We start from the raw sequence: 20,845 nt of genomic DNA, 5'->3' as shown, positions 1-20,845 counted from the left end.
GCCGCGCTCGGCTCGGCGACCGGTGCGACAGCGACGGGTGCAGCGGCCTCCGGCGCGGCAGTCACGGGCGCGTCGGTCACGGGTGCGACGACGGCGGCGGCCTCGGCCGGTGCGGCGGCGGCCACGGCTGGCGCGGGTTCCGTTGCGGCGACCGCCGGCATGGCCGCGACGACGGCAGGTGCTGCGACGGCGGGTGCTGCGACCGCGAGCGCGGCGGCGGCGGCAACAGTGGGGGCGACCGCAGCCGGGACGGGTGCCGCTCTTGGCGTGGCGAGCGGGACCGCGGCGGTCACCGCGGGGACGGCAGCGGTGGCGGCAGGCACCGCGGCCGCAACCGTCACGGGTGCGGCGGTCACGGCCGGCGCCGTCGCCGGAACGGCAGTCGCCGTGGGAACGGCCACCGGAGCGGCCGCGGCCACCGGCGGGATCGCGGCTTTCGTCGCGGGCATCCCGCTGAGCGTCGTGGGCGCGATGGCAGCCGGGCTGGTGGCCGGATCCCTGGCGATCGCGGGAGCGGCCGGCCCGATGATCGGCGCCGACCCGGGCCAGGTCCTTGCCGCCCCGCAGGCGACCCCGACCGAGACCGCCGGTGCGCTGGCAGACGAGCTCCTCGAGGCCGCGGGCGCCGGCGAGGCGCTCCCGGGCGCGGAGGTGCCGGTCGGCGCGGGCGAGACTCCGGCGGAGTCGAGCGCCATCGAGCTGATCGAGACCGTGGGCGCACCACCCGAGGACTCGGCGGACTCGGCAGGAGGCACCAGGTCGGCGTCCGAGCCCGACGACGCCTCGGCCGCCGATGCCATTGCCGCACCCGAAGCTCCGGCCACGCCGCCGGCCCCGACCCCAGTCCCCGCACCGACCCCGACCCCTGTTCCCACCCCCACCCCCACCCCGACCCCTGTTCCCACCCCCGACCCGCCGCCGCCAGCACCGGACCCGCCCCCCGCCCCCGACCCGCCACCGACCCCGGCCGAGCTGACGGTCGCCGCTCCGGCGAGCGCCGTGGCGCTGACCGCCGGGAGCAGCGGCGTGGTGTCGTTCAGCATCGCGAACTCCGGGCAGTCGCCCGCGCGGGACCTCCGGGCCGAGCTCGTGCTCCCCGCCGGGTTCGGGTACACCAACCTGCCGACCCCGACCGACCTGCCCTGGGTGTGCGGGACCGAGGGGGTCACCACCGTCGTGTGCACCGTCGCCGAGCTGTCGGGGTCGGCCGGGGGAAGCCTCAGCCTCGAGATCTGGGTGGCGGAGGAGGTCGCCGTGACCGAGGCAGATCTCACGTTCACGGTGGTCAGCGGCGAGGCGAGGCCCTCCGTCGTCGCACGCGCCACGATCGCGCCCGCGCCGGCACGGATCACCCTCGACCCGGTGGTGCCAGGCGCGGTGTTGACCGTGGGAGACGCGGTCACCGTCATGCTGCCGATCCGCAACGCGGGTGGGCTGGACGCGCGCGGGGTGGGCCTCGACGTCCGACTGCCCGCCGGGATCCGGTGGGACGGCACCGCGGCGGGGAGCTGGACCTGCCGCGAGGGGGCCGATCCGCACGAGCTTCGGTGCGCGACCGATGACGTCGCCCCCCGCACGGCGGCGCCGCTGCCGCTGACCCTGCGGGCGAGCGACGGGGCCGCCGTCGGCCAGGCCGTGCTCGCCGTGTCGGTCCTGCGCGACGGCGCCGAGGCGGGCCGCACCGACGTCCCGCTCACGGTCTCGCCGGCACCGGTGCTCGCCCCCGTGCTCGACTTCGCCGCGGGCGGTGCGCCGACCCTGATCGTCGACGACGACGGGTCGGGCGCGGTTGCCTTCGCGGTGCAGAACACCGGCTCTGCGACCGCGCTGAACGTGAGCGCGACCGTCGAGCTGCCTGCCGGAGTCGTGCCCGACGACGGCTCCCCGTGCACCCCCGCGGAGGGCGGGCTCCAGTGCGGGCTCGGGGACCTCACGCCGGGTGCCACCGCGAGCGTCGTCCTCGCGGTTCAGGTCGCGGACGCCACCGACGCCACGGTCCGGGTCAGCGTGACCGCCGACCACCTCACCCCGATCACCCCGGCGTAGGCACCCGAACCGTCAGAGGGTCGCGTCCGTTCAGAGGGTCGCCTCGAGGGCGGCGGCGATCGGGACGTCGCCCTCGGTGAGCTCGAGGGTCCGGCCCGCCGAGCGCGGCTCGGCGAGCAGGGCGACGAGCACGGCCGCGACGTCGTCGCGCGCCACCCGACCGAACGGGACCTCGGGCTCGAGACGGACGCGGCCGGTGCCGGTCTCGTTCGTCAGGCCGCCCGGCCGCAGGATCGTCCAGTCGAGATCACGGCCGCGCAGGTCCTCCTCGGCGGCCGTCTTGGCGCGCAGGTACGCGGTGAAGATCTCGTCCGTCCCGGCGGGCGGCTCGGCCCCGGCTCCCATCGACGACACGAGCACGTACCGGCGGATCCCGGCGCGGGCCGCGGCGTCGGCCAGGAGAGCCGCCCCGGCGCGGTCGACCGTGTCCTTGCGCTCCGCGCTGCTGCCGGGGCCAGCGCCGGCCGCGAACACGACGGCGTCGGCGCCGGTCAGGTGGGCGGCGATGGTCGCGACCGAGTCGCGCTCGAGGTCGGCGACGACGGCGCGCGCGCCCGCCGCGGCCAGGTCGGCCGTGTGGTCCGGGTTGCGCACGAGGCCGAGCACCTCGTCACCGCGGTCGGCCAGCTGCCGGGCGAGTCGGAGAGCGATCTGACCATGTCCACCTGCGATGACGATCTTCATCACGCCACCGTACGGATCCCGGATTCGGACCCGAAACCGCGAATGTGGCCCACGTCGCAGTCGATAGCGACAAGAGACGGGCTAGCGGCCCGCGGGGTACGACGGACTGCGGTCACGGCGCGCAGGCGCGCTGCCATGTGACCGCTAGATGTTGTGGTCGGCTCCTTGAGTTACCCCCAGATGTGCGTATCCCTGTGGACAACCGGCGTGGCCACGCGGTACGAACCGCCGGGTCCCGGTGAGGATCGCCATCGTGCACCGAGGGTCTGACACGTTCCGGCAGGTGAAACGTGGACGGCCGGCGTCTCAGCCTGTGGTCCAATGGCGTCATGTCCGGCCACCTCACGACCTGCTCGCCCGCGGCCCTTGCCGCGGCGCGAATGTGTGGCCCGGGTCCGCGCCACAGCTGTTGAGCTGAGCGAACGGTGGCGCCCGACGGGCGCCGGCCGGCCTGCAGGACGAACCGCTGCCCTACGTTCCGTCCCACCTCGCACTCCCGCCCCACCCGCACGCGGGCCATCGGCCTCCGGTGCTCGTCGCCCCGCGCGGCGCGTCCGGCCGGCCACCGTTCTTCGGCCCGCTGCACCGCTAGGAGAGTCATGACCGAGCCCCAGATCCAGCTCCGGGCGCTGCGCAAGATCTACCCCGCCAAGGGGGCCGACGTCGTCGCCCTGGACGGCATCGACCTCGATGTGCCGCGCGGTGCGATCCACGGCATCGTCGGACGGTCCGGCGCCGGCAAGTCCACGCTGATCCGCTGTCTGACCCTGCTCGAGCGGCCGACCTCCGGCACCGTCACGATCGACGGGCAGGAGCTCTCGGGCCTGCCCGAGGCCAAGCTGCGCAGCGCACGGCGCCGGATCGGGATGGTCTTCCAGCACGTCAACCTGCTCGACTCGCGCACCATCGCGGGGAATGTGGCCTACCCCCTCGAGATCGCCGGGGTCCCCCGCGCGCAGCGCGCGTCGAGGGTCGCTGAGCTCCTCGAGCTCGTCGGGCTGGCCGACCGCGCGGATGCGTATCCGGCGGAGCTCTCCGGCGGTCAGATGCAGCGCGTCGGCATCGCGCGGGCGCTGGCGACCGAGCCAGCCGTGCTGCTGTGCGACGAGCCGACGTCGGCCCTCGACTCCGCGACCACCCGGCAGATCCTCGGGCTCATCCGCGACCTGCGCGACCGGCTCGGGATCACGGTGCTGATCATCACGCACGAGATGGCCGTGGTGCGCGAGATCTGTGACTCGGTCACGCTGCTCGGGCACGGCAAGGTCGTCGAGCACGGCGCGCTCGGCGACGTCGTCGGCAAGTACGGCTCGCACCTGGCGCGCGAGCTGATCCCCGTCCCCGACCTGCCGCTCGGCGTCGAACGCTCACTCGTCGAGGTCGCCTATTCGACCGACGACGTCGCCACGCACGTCGTGCTCGCGGCCGTCGCCGCACTGGGGACCGACGCCGAGATCGCCGCCGGCACGATCGAGACGCTCGCGGGGCGACGCGTGGGGCGCCTGCAGATCGACCTGCCGGACGATCGCGTCGAGGAGGCACTGAGCCGGCTGCACTCGGCCGGCGTGCACGCGGAGGTGACCCGATGAGCTGGTGGAGCGACTTCCTCGCCAACCCCGTGATCCAGCAGAAGCTGCCGACCGCGACGCTCGAGACGTTGCAGATGGTCGCCGTCTCGTCGCTGCTCACCGCGCTGCTCGGGCTCCCGCTCGGGCTGCTGCTGCACGCGACCGCTGCCGGCGGGCTCGCGCCGTCGCGCATCGTCAACTCGATCGTCGGCGCGGTGGTCAACTTCGGTCGGTCGCTGCCGTTCCTCATCCTCATGATCGCGGTGATCCCGTTCACGCGCTGGGTCGTGGGGACGTCCCTGGGCTGGCAGGCCGCCGTCGTCCCGCTGACTCTTGGGGCCGTGCCGTTCTTCGCCCGGCTGGTCGAGACCTCGCTGCGCGAGGTGAGCCCCGGCAAGGTCGAGGCCGCTCGGGTGATGGGCTCGACCCGCATCAAGATCGCCCGCGCCGTGCTGATCCGCGAGGCGCTGCCGAGCGTGGTCGCCGGGCTCACCGTGACCGTCATCGCGCTGATCGGCTACTCGGCCATGGCCGGCGTGATCGGCGGCGGGGGACTGGGTGCCCTCGCGATCTCGTACGGCTACCAACGGTTCGACACGCAGGTCATGGTGGCCTGCGTCGTCGTGATCGTCGTCGTCGTCCAGCTCGTGCAGGTGATCGGCGACGCCCTCGCGCGCCGCCTCGACCACCGCTGAACCAGCCTTGCCCGCCCCGCTCGGGGAACCTGAAGTGGAAGGACCCTCCATGTTGAAGCACGCGAACGCCTTCGGCACCGCCGCACTCCTCGCGGTCGCCGCGCTGACCCTGACCGGGTGCGGTGCGGACACCGCCGAGCCCGCCGCCGAGGCCACGGCCGGCACGCTCTCCGCCGACGGCACGGTCACCTCGCTGGTCATCGGGGCGAGCCCGACCCCGCACGCCGAGATCCTCGAGTTCGTCCAGGACAACCTCGCCGCGGACGCCGGCCTGGACCTGCAGATCGAGGTGTTCAACGACTACGTGCTGCCGAACACCGCCCTCGCCGAGGGTGAGATCGACGCGAACTACTTCCAGCACCTGGAGTACTTCGAGGCTCAGGTGGACGCGCAGGGGTACGGGTTCGACCACTTCGAGGGCGTCCACATCGAGCCCCTCGCGGTCTACTCCGACACGGTGACCTCGGTCGAGGACATCCCGGACGGCGCCACCGTCGGCATCACCAACGACCCCGGCAACCAGAGCCGGGCGCTCGACCTGCTCGTCGAGAACGACCTGATCACGCTCGCCGACACGGGCGATGCGGCGCCGACGCTGCTCGACGTCGAGGACAACCCGTTGCACCTCGAGCTCGTCGAGACCGCACCCGAACAGCTCGCCCGGGCCCTGCAGGACGTCGACATCGCGATCATCAACGGCAACTTCGCGCTCGAGGCCGGCCTGAACCCCGCCACGGACTCGATCCTCATCGAGGCCGGCGAGGGCAACCCGTATGCGAACTTCCTCGCGGTGCGGTCCGAGAACAAGGACGAGGCGGCCCTCGTCAGCCTGGACGAGCTGCTCCACTCGCCCGAGGTCGCCGCGTTCATCGCCCAGCGCTGGCCCGGTGGCGAGGTCATCGCGGCCTTCTGACGGCCGGGTCGCGACGGGCCGCCGCCTGGCGACCCGTCGCCGTCAGTCGGCGGCCGGCGGAGTCAGGGACAGGGTCGTGAAGGTGTTGGCCTTCGGCAGGAGGTCGCGGGCCAGCTCCTGCAGCGTCTCGGCGGCCTCGATCAGGTCACGCAGCGCCTGCGGACCGTGACCGAAGGACTCGTCGACGCCGACGTGCAGCACGAACCCCGGCTCCTTCGGGGCACCGGCGACCTCGGTCGTGGTGGCCGGTCGGGCAGCGGCGCGGGCGTTCGGCAGCGCGCGTGCGTCCGGTAGGGCGGGCGGGGAGGGGTGGCGGTGCTGGGCGCGCACGTGAGTGGTCACGGAAGTCTCCATCGGGTGGGGGGCCGGCGCCTCGGGTGCGCGGGTGCCGGCGCGGATCAGTCGGACTGGAGAGCAGTCAGGACTGACAGCACGTTCGATACGCGGCTGCAGCGACGCCAAGGGACGCCGGGGCGGCGTCGGGCGCGGGCAGGGGCGTGAACATGCCCACATCGTCGCAGGAGGTACCCACACGACCAAGGGATTTCGCGGGGCATCTCAGTCAGTGAGAAGGGCGAGGACGCCCCGGTCTACTCGGGCCGGCCGGCCCGCAGGTCAGACGACGCCGTACAGCCGGTCGCCCGCGTCGCCCAGGCCCGGCACGATGTAGGACTTCTCGTTGAGCCGCTCGTCGACCGCGGCGACGACCACCTTGAGATCCAGCCGGTCGCCCATCGCGTCCTCGAGGAGCTTGAGCCCCTCGGGTGCGGCCAGCAGGCAGACGGCGGTGACGTCGCGCGCCCCGCGCTCGAACAGGTAGTTGATCGCGGCCACCAGGGTGCCCCCGGTCGCGAGCATCGGGTCGAGCAGGAAGCACTGCCGCCCTGAGAGGTCGTCGGGCAGCCGGTTCGCGTAGGTGATCGCCTCGAGCGTCTCCTCGTCGCGCTTCATGCCGAGGAAGCCGACCTCGGCCGTGGGCAGCAGGCGGGTCATGCCGTCGAGCATGCCGAGCCCGGCGCGCAGGATCGGGACGACGATCGGCCGTGGATCGGCGAGCTTGATGCCCACGGTCGCGGTGACCGGGGTGACGATCGCGTGCGGCTCGACGCGAACCTCCCGCGTCGCTTCGTAGGCGAGCAGGGTCACGAGCTCGTCGACCAGCAGGCGGAACGTCGGCGAAGCCGTGTTCTCGTCGCGCAGAACGGTGAGCTTGTGGGCAACGAGCGGGTGATCGGCAACGTGCAGGCGCATGGCCCACAACTTACCGGTCGTCAGCGCCGGGACGGTCACCCGCCCCTTGCGGCCCGACGATGGCGCCGCCAGGCTCCTCGGCGTGCGGAAGGATGGGGCCGTGACCTGGTCGGACGACGACGCGCGGTGGATGGGCCTGGCCCTCGCCGAGGCGCAGCACGCCCTCGCGACGGCCGACGTCCCGGTGGGCGCGGTCGTCGTCGGGCCCGACGGCGTCGTGCTCGGGCGTGGCCACAACGCGCGCGAGGCCGACGGCGATCCGACGGCGCACGCCGAGGTGCTCGCGCTGCGGGCGGCCGCGGCGGCGCTCGGCCGCTGGCGGTTGGACGACTGCACGCTCGTCGTCACCCTCGAGCCGTGCCTGATGTGCGCCGGGGCGACGGTGCTCGCGCGGGTCCCGCGGCTGGTCCTGGGCGCGTGGGACCCGAAGGCCGGCGCGTGCGGGTCGCAGTGGGACGTCGTGCGCGACCGGCGGCTCAACCATCGGGTCGAGGTGATCGGCGGCGTCCGCGAGCAGGAGTGCGGCGCCCTGCTGCGCGACTTCTTCGCCACCCACCGCGCCTGACCGCCAGGGGGGCGGGCGGTCAGGGGAGGGGTGGGAGGGTCTCGGCGAGCTCGGTCAGTGTCTCGGAGGTGCCCGCGTCCAGCTTGAGCGTGGCAAACGGGTCGCCGCGGGTGGCGCCTCGGTTGACGATGACGACCGGCTGGCCCGTCTTGGCCGCGTGCCGGACGAACCGCAGCCCGGACATCACGGTCAGGCTCGACCCGGCCACGAGGAGCGCATCGGCGCTGTCGACGAGTGCGAACGCGCGGGCGACCCGTTCCTTGGGCACGCTCTCGCCGAAGTACACGATCTCGGGTTTGAGCAGGCCGCCGCAGCGGTCGCAGTCGGCCACGGTGAAGTGCGCGGTCGTCTCGATGACGGCGTCGGCGTCGGGCGCGATCTCGATGTCCGCGACGCGACCGATCGACTCCGCGAAGCCCGGGTTGAGCGCGTCGAGCCGGCCGGCGAGCTCGGTCCGGCTGATCACCGTGGCGCAGGACAGGCAGATCACCCGGTCGTACCGGCCGTGCAGGTCGATCACGTTGCGGGTGCCGGCCTCCTCGTGCAGCAGATCGACGTTCTGGGTGATCACGCCGACGACGACGCCGCGCGCCTCGAGCGCCGTCAACGCGCGATGGCCGGCGTTGGGCAGGGTCCGGTGCACGTGCGCCCAGCCGACGTGGTTGCGGGCCCAGTAGTGCCGGCGGAACGCCGGGTCGGCGACGAACTGCTGGTACGTCATCGGGGTGCGGGGCGGCGAGTCGGGCCCGCGGTAGTCCGGGATGCCCGAGTCGGTCGACAGGCCCGCACCGGTGAGGACGGCGAGGCGCAGACCGGACAGAACCTCGACCGCGCGGGCAGCCGTCGAGGCGGGCGTCAGGTCCGGGAGCGTCACTCGGTGAGCCTACGACCGGGCTCGCCGACGGCGGAATGTCCGTCGATTCGGTCAACCCGCCCCGAGCCGGTATCGTTCCCCGCGGTGGCGTGTCCGAGCGGCCTAAGGAGCACGCCTCGAAAGCGTGTGTGGGGGAGACTCCACCGTGGGTTCAAATCCCACCGCCACCGCCACGAGTTGGTCAACCAACTTGCACGTGCAGTGACGAAACCCCCTGCGGGAGCCGATTGAGGCTCCCGCAGGGGGTTTCGTCGTTCCGGGCCTCGCCAGAACCTCAGACCGCCTTCGCGACGGGTTCGCCGGCGGGAGCCGCGTCGTCGTCCGCGCGCAGGTTCTTGCCCTCGATGTCGACGTCGGGCAGCAGGCGGCCGAGCCAGCCCGGCAGCCACCACGCCCGGTCGCCGAGCAGGGACATCGCCGCCGGCACCAGGGTCATCCGGACGATGAAGGCGTCGATCGCCACGCCGGTGGCCAGGCCGAAGCCCATCGACTTGATCGTGGAGTCCTCGCTGAACACGAACGCCGCGAAGATCGAGATCATGATCGCGGCGGCCGCGGTGACCACTCGGGCGCCGTGGCTGAACCCGCTGACCGTCGCCTCGCGGGCCGACGCGCCGTGCACGAAGTCCTCTCGCATCCGCGAGACCAGGAAGACCTCGTAGTCCATGGCGAGGCCGAACAGGATCCCGATGATCAGGATGGGCATGAAGCTGAGCAGCGGCCCCGGCAGGGACAGGCCGACGGTCTCGGACAGCCAGCCCCACTGGAACACGGCGACCGCGATGCCGAAGGTGGCGCCGACGGTGAGCAGGAAGCCGAGCGTGGCCTTCAGCGGCACCAGGATCGACCGGAACATCACCATGAGCAGCACGAACGACAGGCCGATCACCAGGAGCAGGTAGATCGGGAGCGCGTCGGCGAGCTTCTGCGAGACGTCGACACCGACCGCGGTGAATCCGGTGACCGACACGGTGGCCGACGACGAGCCGGCGACCCGGTCGCGGATGGCGTGGACGAGGTCGGCGGTCGCCGGGTCGGACGGGCCGGTGGCGGGCACCACCTGCAGCAGGGCCGTGGTCCCGCTCGGGCTGATGGTCGGGGGCGTGACCACGACGACGCCGGGCGTGTCGGTGAGCAGCTGGGTGACGGTCGCCGCGTCCGCGGCGAGGGTGTCCGGGCTGGTGGCATCCACGACGACGACGAGTGGTCCGTTGCTGCCCTCGCCGAAGCCCCGGGTCGTCAGGTCGTAGGCGATCCGGGCGGTCGACTCGGCGGGCGCGTGCCCGGCGTCGGGCAACGAGGTCTGCATCGACAGCACCGGGATCGACAGCGCGCCCAGGCCGAGCACCCCGACGATGAGCACGACGGCGCGGTGGTGGGTGACGAACTCGGCCCAGCGACGGCCCAGGAGCTTGGGCGACTCCTCGTCGCCCAGCGCGGCGCGGGCCGCCTCGGGATCGCGCAGCTTGCGAGGCAGCACCCGGCGTCCGGCGAAGCCCAGCAGCGCAGGGGACAGGGTGAGGGCGACGAGCACGGCGACCAGCACGGTGGCCGCGGCGGCCAGACCCATCTTGGCCAGGAACCCGATGCCGACGACGGTCAGCCCGGCCAGCGCGATGATCACCGTGGCTCCGGCGAACACCACGGCGGAGCCGGCCGTGGCGACCGCCCGGCCGGCCGCCTCGTCCGGCCGCATCCCCTCGAGCAGGTTGTGGCGGTGGCGGGAGACGATGAACAACGAGTAGTCGATGCCGACGGCCAGGCCGAGCATCAGGGCCAGGATCGGGGTGATCGAGCTGAACGAGACGATCCCGGACAGCGAGTAGAGCCCGGCGACCCCGACGCCCAACCCGATCAGCGCGGTGAGCAGCGTCATGCCGGCGGCGACGAGCGACCCGAAGGTGAGCACCAGCACGAGGGCGGCGATGAGCACACCGATGCCCTCGGCACCGCCGATGGCGGGTTCGCCGGAGGCGATGTCGCCGCCGTGCGCGACCGTGAAGCCCTCGTCCTGCACCGCGGCGCCGATGGCGTTGAAGGCCTCCTTGGTGCTCGCGGCCAGCTCGTCCACCGGCTTGGTGAACTGCACCCGGACGACGGCGATGGACTCGTCGGGCGAGACCTGCCCGGTCTGCGCCGGATCGAGCACGGCGGCGACGTCGGGCAGGAGGCTCGCCTCGGCCGCGATCGCCGCGATCGCCGCCTGGCCCTCGGTGCTGGTCACCGTGCCGCCGTCGGGTGCGGCGATGACGATGCTGCCGCTGCCGCCCGCGGCTCCGGGGAACTCGGTGGCCAGGGAGTCCAGGGCGCGCTGCGCCTCGGTGCCGGGGATCGTCACGCTGGACGTCGACGGCCCGGACAGGAACGCCGCGCCGAGACCGAACCCGGCCAGCAGTGCGATCCAGACCGTCAGGACGATCCCTCGATGCCGAAATGAACCACGGCCGAGCCGGTAGAGCAGGGTTGCCACGTGAACTCCAAGAGGTGAGGACCGGTCGTCCGAGACGAGGGTGGGAAAGCAGAAGACGGGTGAAGGTGGGGGGTGGCGGTCAGCCCGGGGGCGCGTCCGCCGGCAGGCCGAGCGCTCGCAGCGCCACGGCGACCAGCGCGGGCTGCAGCTGCTCGGGCGGCAGGTCGGCGCGGCCGGTGCACGCAAAGGCGGTGCCGACGACGACCATGAAGGCCGCGACCCGGGCCTCGGCGTCGTGCTCGTCGCCCTCCAGCACGCCGAGGAGCCGTTCGTACAGCGGCCCGATGGCGCGGAAGTGCGGATCCTCCAGCACGAGGCGCTCCCCGGTCTGCATGATCGTGACCGCATCCCGGTGGGTGACCGTCAGGGCGGCGAAGCCCTCGATGACGGACCTGCGGGCCTGCGGCACGGGCAGATCGCTCACCCGTTCCAGCAGCGCCTGCAGGTCGGCGGCTGCGGGGGCGATCAGCTCCGCGAGGAGGGCTTCCTTGCTGGCGAAGTGATACAGGACCGAGGCCTTGGAGTAGCCGATCTCGTGTGCGATGTCGGCCAGCGAGGTACCCCGGTAGCCGTGGTCGCTGAACAGCCTGGTGGCGGCTGCCAGGATCTCGCGCTTGGTGTCTGCACCGGTACGACGAAGCATGGACCCAGCGTGCGTGACCGATCGGTCAGGTGTCAACCGATCGGTCAGGGAACCGGGTGTGACGCTGCGCACCGTCGTGCCGTCGACGTGCCCGACGACGACCGCCGCCTCACAGCGGTCCGATCGCCCACCCGAGGAACGCGACCCCGGTCAGCCACGCCACGACGCCGACGTAGGCCGCCGTCGTCCAGCCGCGACCGGGATGCGAGGACAGCCACAGGCCCAGGAAGACGGTCACGAACAGCGTCGGCAGGGCCGCGACCAAGATCGTGACGCTCGCGACGACCTCGGTGGTCCCCAGCACGTACCCGAGGTGGACGACGAGCCGATCCGACCACCCGGACGCGCCGTACTTGCCCGGCGCGTCGATCAGCAGGGCGACCGGGACGGTGGCGAGCGCTGCCGCCCGCATCCGGGGCCGGACCCGGTCGGTCAGACCCTGCCAGGGCAGCAGCGGAAGCACGCGCATCAGCTCGAACCAGGCAAGGACCGGCAGCGCCGCGGAGCAGGCGAGGATCGCGTACACCTGACCGGCGGACAGCGACCAGGTCACGAACAGGGTCTCGGCCAGCCGGGCGTGCCCGCCGACGATGCGGAACGCCAGCCAGCCAACCAGCGCGACGGCACCCAGGGCCAGAATCTCGCGATCGCCGCGGGTGGTGCGGCGCCGAGCACGAGCGGGGCGCGGGCGCGGTGGCACGACCTCGGGCGACGATGCGCTCGGTGGGGTCACGGGCCGCCGATGGCGGAGGTGCTCGCCACGATCACCGCGGCGAGCCCGGTGCCGAGGCTGGCGAACAGGAAGATGGCGCCACCGATCAGGACGGTTCCGCCCGGGGCCGTGCGCCCGCCCGGTCGGGTCATGACGTCGGCCGGATCCGCGCGGTTCACCCAGACCCAGCCGCCGAAAGCCGGCGTGGCCCCGAGCCCTCGGCGGATGAACGCGAACGCCGATCCGATCCGCGGCTGTCCGTCCGGACCGGGGTACTCGAGCACGAGCGAGTATCCCGGGCCGAGCCAGACCCGGCTGCGGAGCCGCGCGGGCAGCTGCACCCGGTCCACCCTGCGCGCTCGGTGGACGAGCCGTCCGCCGACGATGAAGCAGGCCGCCGCGAGGAAGAGGCAGGTTGGTGCGATCCACACGAGCGGGTTCATGAGCGATGGTCCCTTTCGTTGCCGGGTCGTCACCCTACCGGCGTGGCAGGGGGCGGCGACTGAGTCCGACGCGAGCACAAACCTGCACGAAAACGGCACTTTCTCAGGTCCATCGCCGCCGGGCGGCGCGCCCGGCGAGGAGATCCGGTCGGCACGCGGCACGCTGGCGGCGTGCCGATCACCCACCCCTCGGGGAACCGCCGTCCGACCTCGGGCACCCGGGCGGCGCGGCCGACGGCGCGGACGGCCGGGTTCGCGAGCCTGGTGGCGGCCTGCCTGGTCGGGGTCCTCGTCGGGTGCGCGCCCGCGCAGGGCACCACCCCCGCCCTCTCGACCACCACGAGCGCCACCGGGTCGAGCCCGACGGCGCCCCTGCCCGACGACGCGTCGTCGTCGGCCGCGCAGGCAGCCCCCGGTGCGCCCCCGGCGGCCTCCGCGGCGCCGGAGCCGGGCACCGCCGCGCAGGGTGCGCTCGCGACGGCGCTGCTGCTCGAGGTCAAGGGGCGTGCGCCGAAGACGGGGTACGCCCGCGACCAGTACGGGGCCAGCTGGCAGGACACCGACCGCAACGGCTGTGACCAGCGCAACGACGTCCTGGATCGCGACCTCACCAACATCGTGCACAAGCCGGGTACGAACGACTGCGTGGTGCTCACGGGGGACCTCGCGGATCCGTACAGCGGCCAGGCGATCGCGTTCCGACGCGGCGAGTCGACCTCGAGCGCGGTGCAGATCGACCACGTGGTCGCGCTGTCGGACTCCTGGCAGAAGGGCGCCCAGCAGTGGGACGCGGCCACGCGCGCCCAGTTCGCCAACGACTTCCGCAACCTGCTCGCCGTCGACGGCCCGCTCAACGCGCGCAAGAGCGACGGTGACACCGCCACCTGGCTGCCGCCGAACAAGCCGTTCCGCTGCGAGTACGTGGCCCGCCAGGTCGGCGTGAAGTACGCCTACGGACTCTGGGTGACCCAGGCCGAGCGGGACGCCATGGTCGGCGTCCTGTCGACGTGCCCGGACCAGCCGCTGCCGACCGGGGTCGCGCCTCCTGCCGCAGCAGCAGCCGCACCGGCTCCAGCACCAGCACCAGCGGAGCCGGCCCCGGCCCCGGACGCGGCACCCGTCCCGGCCCCCGCGGAGGCCGCCTTCGAGAACTGCGCCGCAGCCCGGGCCGCGGGCGCGGCCCCGGTCCACGTCGGTGAGCCCGGGTACGCCGCCCACCTGGACGGGGACGGGGACGGCGTCGGCTGCGAGTAGGGCGCAGGTCGAACGGTCGACGTGCGGTCGGTCAGACGCCGAGCAGCCGCCGCCAGGCCCGGTGGTCGGACACGGCCACGCCCCGGTACCCGGCGACCTCGCCCAGCCGGGCGCGAACGAGCCCGGCCTCCCGGAGCAGGCCGACCGGCCCCTCGTCGAAGAAGGTGAACTGCGCCCCGCCCGCGACCTCGGGGGAGCACGTCTCCACCCCGATGGTGAACTCGCGGCCCGCGGTGACCGCGGCCCGCACCGCGCGCGAGGCGAGCGCGAGGATCCCGTCGGGGCCGCTGGCGTGATCAGCGAGCGCGAGGATCGACACGCGGTCGGCGCGGGCGAGGACGGCGTCGAGCATCGTCGCGTCCTCGAGCATCGTCGTGCCCTCGGGGGCGGTGAGGTCGGTGAACGGCTCGTGCGCGAGCCACCAGGGCACCGCGATGTCCACGGGCAGCCCGTTCCCGGCGGATCGGGTCCGGTCGAGCAGGGTGAGCACCTCGGCGAGGGCGGCGGTCTTGCTCGCCGCCCAGCCCGGCAGGGCCCAGGGTTCGACGGCGAGCTGCACCCGGTCGAACGACCCCAGGCCCCGCGCGTGGGCGAGCCAGGGTTCCACGAGGCCGGGCGCCGCGAGCCACTCGGCGTCGCCGCCGAGAGCGCTGACCTCGACGCCGACGGCGTGCAGCGTCCCGCAGGTCTCACCGAACGACTCCGCGACCGGCCCCTCGCTCCCGGCCGACGGCGCCGCGAGGTAGACCTCCTGCAGCTCGCCGGCGGTGGCGAACGCGGCCAGCCGGTCGGGTGAGGCCGGGGCGTACCCCCGCCCCTCGTCGTCGTCGGCGGGGCTCACGGCGTTGTCCCACACCCACATCGCCGTGATCGCACTCCGGACCCCCGCGGTGCTCATGGCGACGAGTCTGCCGTCCCCGGGCGCAGGCCCGAAACCGTGCGGGACTCGGCGATCCGCTCACCGACAGGGACCGGCGCGGCGAGCACGTTTCCGGGCGGGGCGAGCGGGCAGGCCCAGGCCGGGTCGTAGGCGCACGACGGGCTGTACGCGAAGTTCAGGTCGATCACGAGGGTGCCCGACGGAGGGCTCGACCCCGGGTCCGGATCGGTGCGCCCGCCGAGGTCGGCCCCCTTGATGGTGTCCAGGACGTACCTCCCGCCGCCGTACGTGCCGCCGCCGGACCCGGCGAGGGCGTCCTTCACCGGCACGAACAGTCCGCCGCCGTACGAGCGCAGCAGCCACACGTCGAGCGAGCCGAGGTCACCCAGGCGCACCCGCCCGACCCGGTCGAACTCGACGACGCCGTCGGTCCCGGTCGCCGTGGCGAACGTGGCCGGCTCGGCCGGCTCGACCGTGACCTCGAACCGGAACGCGGGGTCGTAGCGCTGGACCGGCAGCCCGGTGAAGCGGGCGCGATCGGCCGGGAGCAGCGGGGAAGCCGGGTGGTCGGCGAACATCTCGTCGCGGCGCTCGACCCAGCCGCCGTGCGCGGCGGCCGGATCGGTCGCGGCGAGCCGGCGGACGTCGCGGTAGCTCGCTGCGGTGCGCCGGCGCCAGTCGAGCACCGCGAGGGCGTCGCGCAAGGGTGCGTTCGGCGGGGCGGTCATCGCACGTAGCCTGCCAGTTCTCGGGCCGTCGGGGCGACGGTTTCGGGTGGCCCGTACCGGTCGTCGGGCGTGAAAGTCTGGTCCGCATGGAACTTCGCATCTTCACCGAACCGCAGCAGGGCGCCAGCTACGACGACCTCCTCACCCTGGCGCAGGCCACCGAGACCCTCGGCTTCGATGCCTTCTTCCGGTCCGACCACTACCTGCGGATGGGCGACGGCGATCCGCTGCCCGGCCCGACCGACGCCTGGACCACGCTGGCGGGGCTCGCGCGCGAGACGTCCCGGATCCGGCTCGGCACGCTCGTCACGTCCGCGACGTTCCGCCATCCCGGTGTGCTCGCCATCCAGGTCGCGCAGGTCGACCAGATGTCCGGCGGCCGGGTCGAGCTCGGGCTCGGCGCGGGCTGGTTCGCCGACGAGCACGCCGCGTACGGGATCCCGTTCCCGCCCAAGCGGTTCGGCCTGCTGACCGAGCAGCTCGAGATCGTCTCCGGCCTGTGGGGCACACCAGTGGGTGAGCGTTTCAGCTTCGCCGGCGAGCACTACACGCTCACCGACTCGCCGGCCCTGCCCAAGCCCGTCCAGCGGCTCGCCCAGGATCCCGCCCGCGCCGGGGTGCCGATCATCGTCGGGGGCCACGGCCCGCGCCGGACGCCCGCGCTCGCGGCCCGGTTCGCGTCCGAGTTCAACACCGCCTTCGCCCCGAAGAACGAGATCGCGGCCCGGTTCGCGGCGGTCCGGGACGCGTGCACGGCCGTGGGTCGCGACCCGGACGACCTGGTCTACTCGGCGGCGCTCGTGCTGTGCGCCGGGGCCGACGACGCCGAGGTGTCGCGTCGGGCCGCGCGGATCGGTCGGGACCCGGCCGAGCTGCGGGCGAGCGGCGTCGCGGGCACGCCCGCGGAGATCGTGGACACCCTCGCGGAGCTCGCGAAGGCCGGAGCCACCCGGGTGTACCTGCAGGTGCTCGACCTGCACGACCTCGACCACCTCGACCTGGTCGCGCGCGAGGTCGCGCCGCAGCTCGGCTGACCTCAACGCGTCCGGGTGGTGGAGCCCGGCATCGCGAGCATCACGCACGCACCGACCAGCACGGCGACGAGTCCCAGGTTGCGCACGACGAGCACGGTGGACGCGGCCGCCCCGCCGGTCAGGAGCGAGCTGTAGGCCAGCGGGAAGACGAGCTGCGTCAGGGCCGCGATCACCAAGACGGTGCCCGCGGCCCAGGGCAGCACGGCGCGGGAGCGCGCGCCGGCGGCGTCGTCGGGCCAGGCGGTGCGGATCGCGAGCGCGACCGCGATCGGCGGCGCGAGCCAGCCCACGTACTGCGGCGAGCCGACCTTGTTGACGACGATCAGCAGCGTGGTCAGCGCGAGCGAGCCCCAGACGAGCACGTCGACGGGCCGCGAGCGCGCGCGCCACAGCAGCAGCGCCAGGGCGGCGACGGCCAGCGGGAGCACGACGTCGAGCGTCCGGGCGGCGCCGATCGTGCCCGGCCCGACGATCTCCCAGGTGATGAGCTCGTCGTTGAGCACGATCGCCACGTCGTCGCGCACCAGCGAGGCCAGGACCCAGGGACTTGCGGCGACGGCCTCGACCTGCAGCCCGCGCGCGTCCTGCTCCTGGAGGAAGCTCGCCACGTGGCCGAGCCCCCCGGCGGCGGCGACGGCCCCGACGACCCCCGCGCAGACCAGGGCGGCGGGCACGACGACGTCGCGCACGGGTCGGCGCACGATCATCACCAACGGCAGCAGGACCACCCCCGGCGCGACCTTGATCCAGGCACCCGCGGTCAGCAGCGCGGCCGCCACCCGCGGGCGTTCGCGCGCGGTGAGCAGCGCGACGACGACGATCGGGGCGAGGATCGCGTCGATCCGCCCGACGGCGACCGGCCCGAGCAGCACGAGGAACGCGAGCCACCACCACGCGCCCGAGCGCCCCCGGCGGGCCAGGGCCGCGACCGCGACCGCATCGAGGGCCGTGACCAGCACGCACCAGCCGAGCGCGTACCCGGCCGTGGACGTCGTGCTGACGACCGCCGGCACGAGCATCGGCACCAGCGCCCCGACCGGGTAGACCCAGGGACCGTCGAGCACGGGCCACGTGTTGGCGTCGAGCCCGACCGCGACCCAGTACCGGTACAGGTCGAGGTCCCAGAAGGCCCGCTGGGGAATCCAGACGATCCCCACGAACGCGAGCCAGGCGTGCACGCCGGCGAACGCGATCCACAACGACCGGCGCGACCGGGCCGGTCGGGTCACCTCGCGGTGCCCGGCAGTCACTTGGGTCTCCACCTACTGCGTACTGCTCCTCACGAAGATGATCAGCAGGTATGCCGTCACGCCCAGGACGAGCAGGGCGAGCGCGAGATACCCGAGCCAGAGCCCGGCCCGTGCAAGGTTCGATCCCGCCGCATCGGGGTACGGGGCCTGGGCGAGGGCCAGGTGCCCCGTGATGATCGCGACGATCGAGCCGAGCAGCGGCACCAGGCTAAACCCGCACAGGCCGGCGATCAGGGAGACCCAGCCGAGCACGTCGGTCCGTCGTGCCGGCGCGGTGGATGCGGGAGCCGCGACGGCGAGGGGAGCGAAGATCCCCAAGAGCGGGTCATCCTGGGTCTGATCGGTCATCTCGGCCCCCGGTGCTGCATGAGACGTGTCTTTTGAGCATGACACACCCGTGCAGCACCGCATCCGGGGTCGCTACCCTTCCCCTGGTCGCGTTCTGCCCGCCCCCCGGTGCAGCAGCGGCCCCGGCCGGTGCGCACTGGGCGCCCGGCGTGCGGCGAGGTGGGAAAAACATGGCAGCGAACGGCATCGGATGGCGCTTGCACGGGAACGGTCGAACCATCGGGGTGGGTGAGGTCGTCGGACCCGATGAGCGGCTGACCTGGCCGCGCACGATCGGGATCGGCCTGCAGCACGTCGTGGCGATGTTCGGGGCGACGTTCCTGGTCCCGATCATCACCGGCTTCTCGCCGGCGACCACGATGTTCTTCAGCGGGCTCGGGACGATCCTGTTCCTGCTGATCACCCGGAACCGGCTGCCGAGCTACCTCGGCTCGAGCTTCGCGTTCATCGCGCCGATCACCGCCGCGATGGCCTCCGGCGGCGAGTCCGTCGCGCTGGGGGGCGTGCTGATGACGGGCGTGCTGCTCGCGCTCGTCGGCCTGCTCGTGCACTTCGCCGGCGCCCGCTGGATCGACGTCGTCATGCCGCCGATCGTCACCGGCACGATCGTGGCGCTCATCGGGTTCAACCTCGCGCCCACCGCGTGGGCCAACGTCGAGCAGGCCCCGGTCACGGCGCTCATCACGCTCGCCGCGATCATCCTGTGCAGCGTGTTCTTCCGCGGCATGCTCGGCCGGCTCGCGATCCTGGTCGGCGTGCTCGTCGGGTACGCGGTCGCGATGGTGCGGGGCGAGGTCAACTTCGATGCGGCCAACGCGGCCGGCTGGATCGGGCTGCCGGACTTCGTCGGACCGTCGTTCGACCTCTCGGTGCTGGGGCTGTTCCTCCCGGTGGTCTTCGTGCTCATCGCGGAGAACGTCGGCCACGTGAAGTCGGTCTCGGCGATGACGGGCAAGGACCTCGACCCGGTGATCGGGCGCGCGCTGTTCGCCGACGGGATCGCGACGACCCTCGCCGGCTTCGGTGGCGGGTCCGGCACGACGACGTACGCCGAGAACATCGGCGTCATGGCCGCCACCCGGGTGTACTCGACCGCGGCCTACTGGGTCGCCGCGGGTGCGGCGCTGGTGCTGAGCATGTCGCCGAAGTTCGGCGCGCTGATCGCGACGATCCCGGCGGGCGTGCTGGGCGGTGCCACCACGATGCTCTACGGCATGATCGGCGTGCTCGGGGCGCGGATCTGGGTGCAGAACAAGGTGGACTTCGCCGACCCGGTCAACCTCACGACCGCGGCCGTGGCGCTCGTCATCGGCATCGCGAACTTCACCTGGACGTCCGGCAGCCTCGAGTTCGGCGGGATCGCGCTCGGTACGGCGGCCGCGATCGGGATCTACCACGTGATGCGCGCGACCTCCCGCTGGCGCGGGACGAGCCAGGAGATCGCCAGCCCGGCGTCCGTGCCGAGCGGCGCCGAGATCGCTCGCTGACGACTCAGCCCGCGGCGGCGGCCGGTGCGTCCGTCACCGCGGGCACCGGGGCCGGCGCGGGCACGGCGTCGGCGAGCGGCACGCAGCCCTCGACGCCGGTCAGCGCGACGGCGGGATCGAGCACGATCGTGGTGGGGTCGAGCAGGGCCGCGAACTCCGCGCCGACGATGAGGTCGACCGTCGCGTCCACGCGTGCGTCGAGCACCAGGGTCGCCCCCTCGATCTGGGCGGCGAGCGTGTAGGCCGCCCCGAGGCCGGTCGCTCCGAAGTTGATCTGGGCGGCCCCGGACGGGGCGGTCGTCGAGTTGCCGGTGGTCAGGACCATGAACCCGCGGCTGGTGAGCGCGTTCGCGGTCTCGGTGGCGAGGCCGGCGCGCCGGGTGGCGTTGAGGACGTTCACCTGGACGTCCTGGTAGGCGACGGGCAGCGTTCCCTCCGGGGGGCACGGCGGCGCTTCGGTCAGCGCGCCGGCTTCCGGCGCGGCCGTGGTGAAGCCCCGGGCGAACGGGGCGGGGATCGCGTCGGTGAAGATCGCGAACGCGCCGAGCGCCACGACGATGAGGGTCGTGATGAGGACGCCGAAGAGCGCTGCCTGCCGCTCGTGGCGGTGTCGGCGCCGCAGCACCCTGGCGCGCTCTGGACCCTGCGGTTCGTTCACGCGCTGAACCTAGCGGATCGGTGTGGAACCCGGTGACTACGCAAGGACAAGCACGCGCGCATGCAGGATCGGGCGCTGGTGCAAGGCTGCGCGGACCGCGCGGTGCAGACCGTCCTCGAGGTACATCACGCCCTGGTACTGGACGACGTGCGCGAAGAGGTCCCCGAAGAACGTGGAGTCGTCGGAGAGCAGGTTGTCCAGGCTCAGCATCTTCTTGGTGGTCACCAGCTCATCGAGCCGGACCTGCCGGGGCGGGACCTCCGCCCACTGCTTGGGCGTCACGAGTCCATGGTCGGGGTAGGGGCGCCCGTCGCCCACGGCCTTGAAGATCACGCGTGTCAG

Annotated in this window: 23 protein-coding genes and 1 tRNA gene; 9 read left to right on the top strand and 15 right to left on the bottom strand. The window is 73.3% G+C overall.

Annotated features, from left to right (window positions below):
* On the bottom strand, positions 1–323 hold a 323-nt coding region (locus EUA98_RS07410), incomplete at its 3' end, for a hypothetical protein (protein WP_207219002.1).
* Between EUA98_RS07410 and EUA98_RS07405 the strand changes: the two genes are divergently transcribed.
* Complete coding sequence (locus tag EUA98_RS07405; protein WP_130102034.1) at positions 310–2,046, top strand: COG1361 family protein; 1,737 nt, start codon at positions 310–312, stop codon at positions 2,044–2,046. The genes EUA98_RS07410 and EUA98_RS07405 overlap by 14 nt on opposite strands.
* 30 nt (positions 2,047–2,076) lie before the next feature.
* Here EUA98_RS07405 and EUA98_RS07400 read toward each other — a convergent pair whose 3' ends face one another.
* Positions 2,077–2,730, bottom strand: a complete 654-nt coding sequence (locus EUA98_RS07400; protein ID WP_130102033.1) for an NAD(P)H-binding protein — start codon at positions 2,728–2,730, stop codon at positions 2,077–2,079.
* Positions 2,731–3,329: 599 nt separating this feature from the next.
* On the opposite strand from EUA98_RS07400, the gene EUA98_RS07395 reads away from it, so the two are divergent.
* Genes EUA98_RS07395 through EUA98_RS07385 form a run of 3 tightly spaced genes read left to right on the top strand, consistent with a single transcriptional unit; the run spans position 3,330 to position 5,906 of the window.
* The gene (locus EUA98_RS07395) at positions 3,330–4,319 is read left to right on the top strand and encodes a methionine ABC transporter ATP-binding protein (RefSeq protein WP_130102032.1); all 990 of its coding nucleotides are present in this window, start codon (positions 3,330–3,332) and stop codon (positions 4,317–4,319) included.
* A complete protein-coding gene (locus EUA98_RS07390) occupies positions 4,316–4,993 on the top strand; it encodes a methionine ABC transporter permease (RefSeq protein ID WP_130102031.1) in 678 nt (225 codons plus the stop codon). The genes EUA98_RS07395 and EUA98_RS07390 overlap by 4 nt, the downstream gene beginning before the upstream one ends.
* Before the next feature lie 49 nt (positions 4,994–5,042).
* Positions 5,043–5,906: a MetQ/NlpA family ABC transporter substrate-binding protein gene (locus EUA98_RS07385; RefSeq protein ID WP_130102030.1), complete on the top strand. Its 864-nt coding sequence runs from the start codon at positions 5,043–5,045 to the stop codon at positions 5,904–5,906.
* 42 nt (positions 5,907–5,948) lie between these two features.
* On the opposite strand, the gene EUA98_RS07380 is transcribed toward EUA98_RS07385, so the two are convergent.
* Positions 5,949–6,248 (bottom strand): hypothetical protein, encoded by a 300-nt coding sequence (locus tag EUA98_RS07380; protein WP_130102029.1) that lies wholly within the window; start codon positions 6,246–6,248, stop codon positions 5,949–5,951.
* Positions 6,249–6,521: 273 nt separating this feature from the next.
* Positions 6,522–7,157, bottom strand: a complete 636-nt coding sequence (gene upp, locus EUA98_RS07375; RefSeq protein WP_130102028.1) for a uracil phosphoribosyltransferase — start codon at positions 7,155–7,157, stop codon at positions 6,522–6,524.
* Between the two features lie 100 nt (positions 7,158–7,257).
* Here upp and tadA point away from each other — a divergent pair, with 100 nt between their 5' ends.
* A complete protein-coding gene (tadA, locus tag EUA98_RS07370) occupies positions 7,258–7,722 on the top strand; it encodes a tRNA adenosine(34) deaminase TadA (RefSeq protein WP_255424288.1) in 465 nt (154 codons plus the stop codon).
* Between the two features lie 19 nt (positions 7,723–7,741).
* On the opposite strand, the gene EUA98_RS07365 is transcribed toward tadA, so the two are convergent.
* Positions 7,742–8,596 (bottom strand): Sir2 family NAD-dependent protein deacetylase, encoded by an 855-nt coding sequence (locus tag EUA98_RS07365; RefSeq protein ID WP_207219001.1) that lies wholly within the window; start codon positions 8,594–8,596, stop codon positions 7,742–7,744.
* A gap of 83 nt (positions 8,597–8,679) precedes the next feature.
* On the opposite strand from EUA98_RS07365, the gene EUA98_RS07360 reads away from it, so the two are divergent.
* Positions 8,680–8,769, top strand: a tRNA-Ser gene (locus tag EUA98_RS07360).
* 101 nt (positions 8,770–8,870) lie between these two features.
* On the opposite strand, the gene EUA98_RS07355 is transcribed toward EUA98_RS07360, so the two are convergent.
* From EUA98_RS07355 to EUA98_RS07340, 4 genes are all read right to left on the bottom strand, one after another.
* The gene (locus EUA98_RS07355) at positions 8,871–11,066 is read right to left on the bottom strand and encodes an MMPL family transporter (protein WP_130102027.1); all 2,196 of its coding nucleotides are present in this window, start codon (positions 11,064–11,066) and stop codon (positions 8,871–8,873) included.
* 79 nt (positions 11,067–11,145) lie between these two features.
* Positions 11,146–11,709 (bottom strand): TetR/AcrR family transcriptional regulator, encoded by a 564-nt coding sequence (locus EUA98_RS07350; protein ID WP_130102026.1) that lies wholly within the window; start codon positions 11,707–11,709, stop codon positions 11,146–11,148.
* A 109-nt stretch (positions 11,710–11,818) separates the two neighbouring features.
* A complete protein-coding gene (locus tag EUA98_RS07345; RefSeq protein WP_130102025.1) occupies positions 11,819–12,442 on the bottom strand; it encodes a hypothetical protein in 624 nt (207 codons plus the stop codon).
* Entirely contained in the window at positions 12,439–12,864 is a 426-nt protein-coding gene (locus EUA98_RS07340; protein WP_130102024.1) for a hypothetical protein, read from the bottom strand. The genes EUA98_RS07345 and EUA98_RS07340 overlap by 4 nt, the downstream gene beginning before the upstream one ends.
* Positions 12,865–13,035: 171 nt before the next feature.
* Between EUA98_RS07340 and EUA98_RS07335 the strand changes: the two genes are divergently transcribed.
* Positions 13,036–14,118 carry a GmrSD restriction endonuclease domain-containing protein gene (locus EUA98_RS07335; protein WP_242511327.1) on the top strand — a complete coding sequence of 361 codons (1,083 nt, stop codon included), beginning with the start codon at positions 13,036–13,038 and terminating at the stop codon, positions 14,116–14,118.
* 31 nt (positions 14,119–14,149) lie between these two features.
* On the opposite strand, the gene EUA98_RS07330 is transcribed toward EUA98_RS07335, so the two are convergent.
* On the bottom strand, positions 14,150–15,016 hold the full coding sequence (locus EUA98_RS07330) for a hypothetical protein (RefSeq protein WP_130102023.1): 867 nt from the start codon (positions 15,014–15,016) through the stop codon (positions 14,150–14,152).
* Complete coding sequence (locus tag EUA98_RS07325) at positions 15,013–15,726, bottom strand: DUF1684 domain-containing protein (RefSeq protein ID WP_130102022.1); 714 nt, start codon at positions 15,724–15,726, stop codon at positions 15,013–15,015. The genes EUA98_RS07330 and EUA98_RS07325 overlap by 4 nt, the downstream gene beginning before the upstream one ends.
* Positions 15,727–15,812: 86 nt before the next feature.
* Here EUA98_RS07325 and EUA98_RS07320 point away from each other — a divergent pair, with 86 nt between their 5' ends.
* Entirely contained in the window at positions 15,813–16,760 is a 948-nt protein-coding gene (locus EUA98_RS07320; RefSeq protein ID WP_130102021.1) for an LLM class F420-dependent oxidoreductase, read from the top strand.
* Between the two features lie 2 nt (positions 16,761–16,762).
* Here the strand turns inward: EUA98_RS07320 and EUA98_RS07315 are convergent, their stop codons facing one another.
* Together EUA98_RS07315 and EUA98_RS07310 are read right to left on the bottom strand one after the other, a co-directional pair.
* Positions 16,763–18,010, bottom strand: coding sequence for a glycosyltransferase 87 family protein (locus EUA98_RS07315; protein ID WP_130102020.1), 1,248 nt, complete (start codon positions 18,008–18,010; stop codon positions 16,763–16,765).
* Positions 18,011–18,022: 12 nt separating this feature from the next.
* Positions 18,023–18,358, bottom strand: a complete 336-nt coding sequence (locus EUA98_RS07310; RefSeq protein ID WP_130102019.1) for a DUF4190 domain-containing protein — start codon at positions 18,356–18,358, stop codon at positions 18,023–18,025.
* 170 nt (positions 18,359–18,528) lie between these two features.
* Between EUA98_RS07310 and EUA98_RS07305 the strand changes: the two genes are divergently transcribed.
* Positions 18,529–19,845 carry a uracil-xanthine permease family protein gene (locus tag EUA98_RS07305; protein WP_130102018.1) on the top strand — a complete coding sequence of 439 codons (1,317 nt, stop codon included), beginning with the start codon at positions 18,529–18,531 and terminating at the stop codon, positions 19,843–19,845.
* A 4-nt stretch (positions 19,846–19,849) separates the two neighbouring features.
* Here EUA98_RS07305 and EUA98_RS07300 read toward each other — a convergent pair whose 3' ends face one another.
* Entirely contained in the window at positions 19,850–20,503 is a 654-nt protein-coding gene (locus EUA98_RS07300) for a LytR C-terminal domain-containing protein (RefSeq protein ID WP_130102017.1), read from the bottom strand.
* Positions 20,504–20,539: 36 nt separating this feature from the next.
* Positions 20,540–20,836 carry a type II toxin-antitoxin system VapB family antitoxin gene (locus EUA98_RS07295; RefSeq protein ID WP_130102016.1) on the bottom strand — a complete coding sequence of 99 codons (297 nt, stop codon included), beginning with the start codon at positions 20,834–20,836 and terminating at the stop codon, positions 20,540–20,542.
* Positions 20,837–20,845: the final 9 nt, after the last annotated feature.

The organism is Pengzhenrongella frigida (genome assembly GCF_004168625.1).
GTDB classification, from domain to species: Bacteria; Actinomycetota; Actinomycetes; order Actinomycetales; family Cellulomonadaceae; genus Pengzhenrongella; species Pengzhenrongella frigida.
The sequence above is the reverse complement of the archived record's forward strand: the minus strand, read 5'-3'. Positions and strand labels throughout refer to the sequence as shown.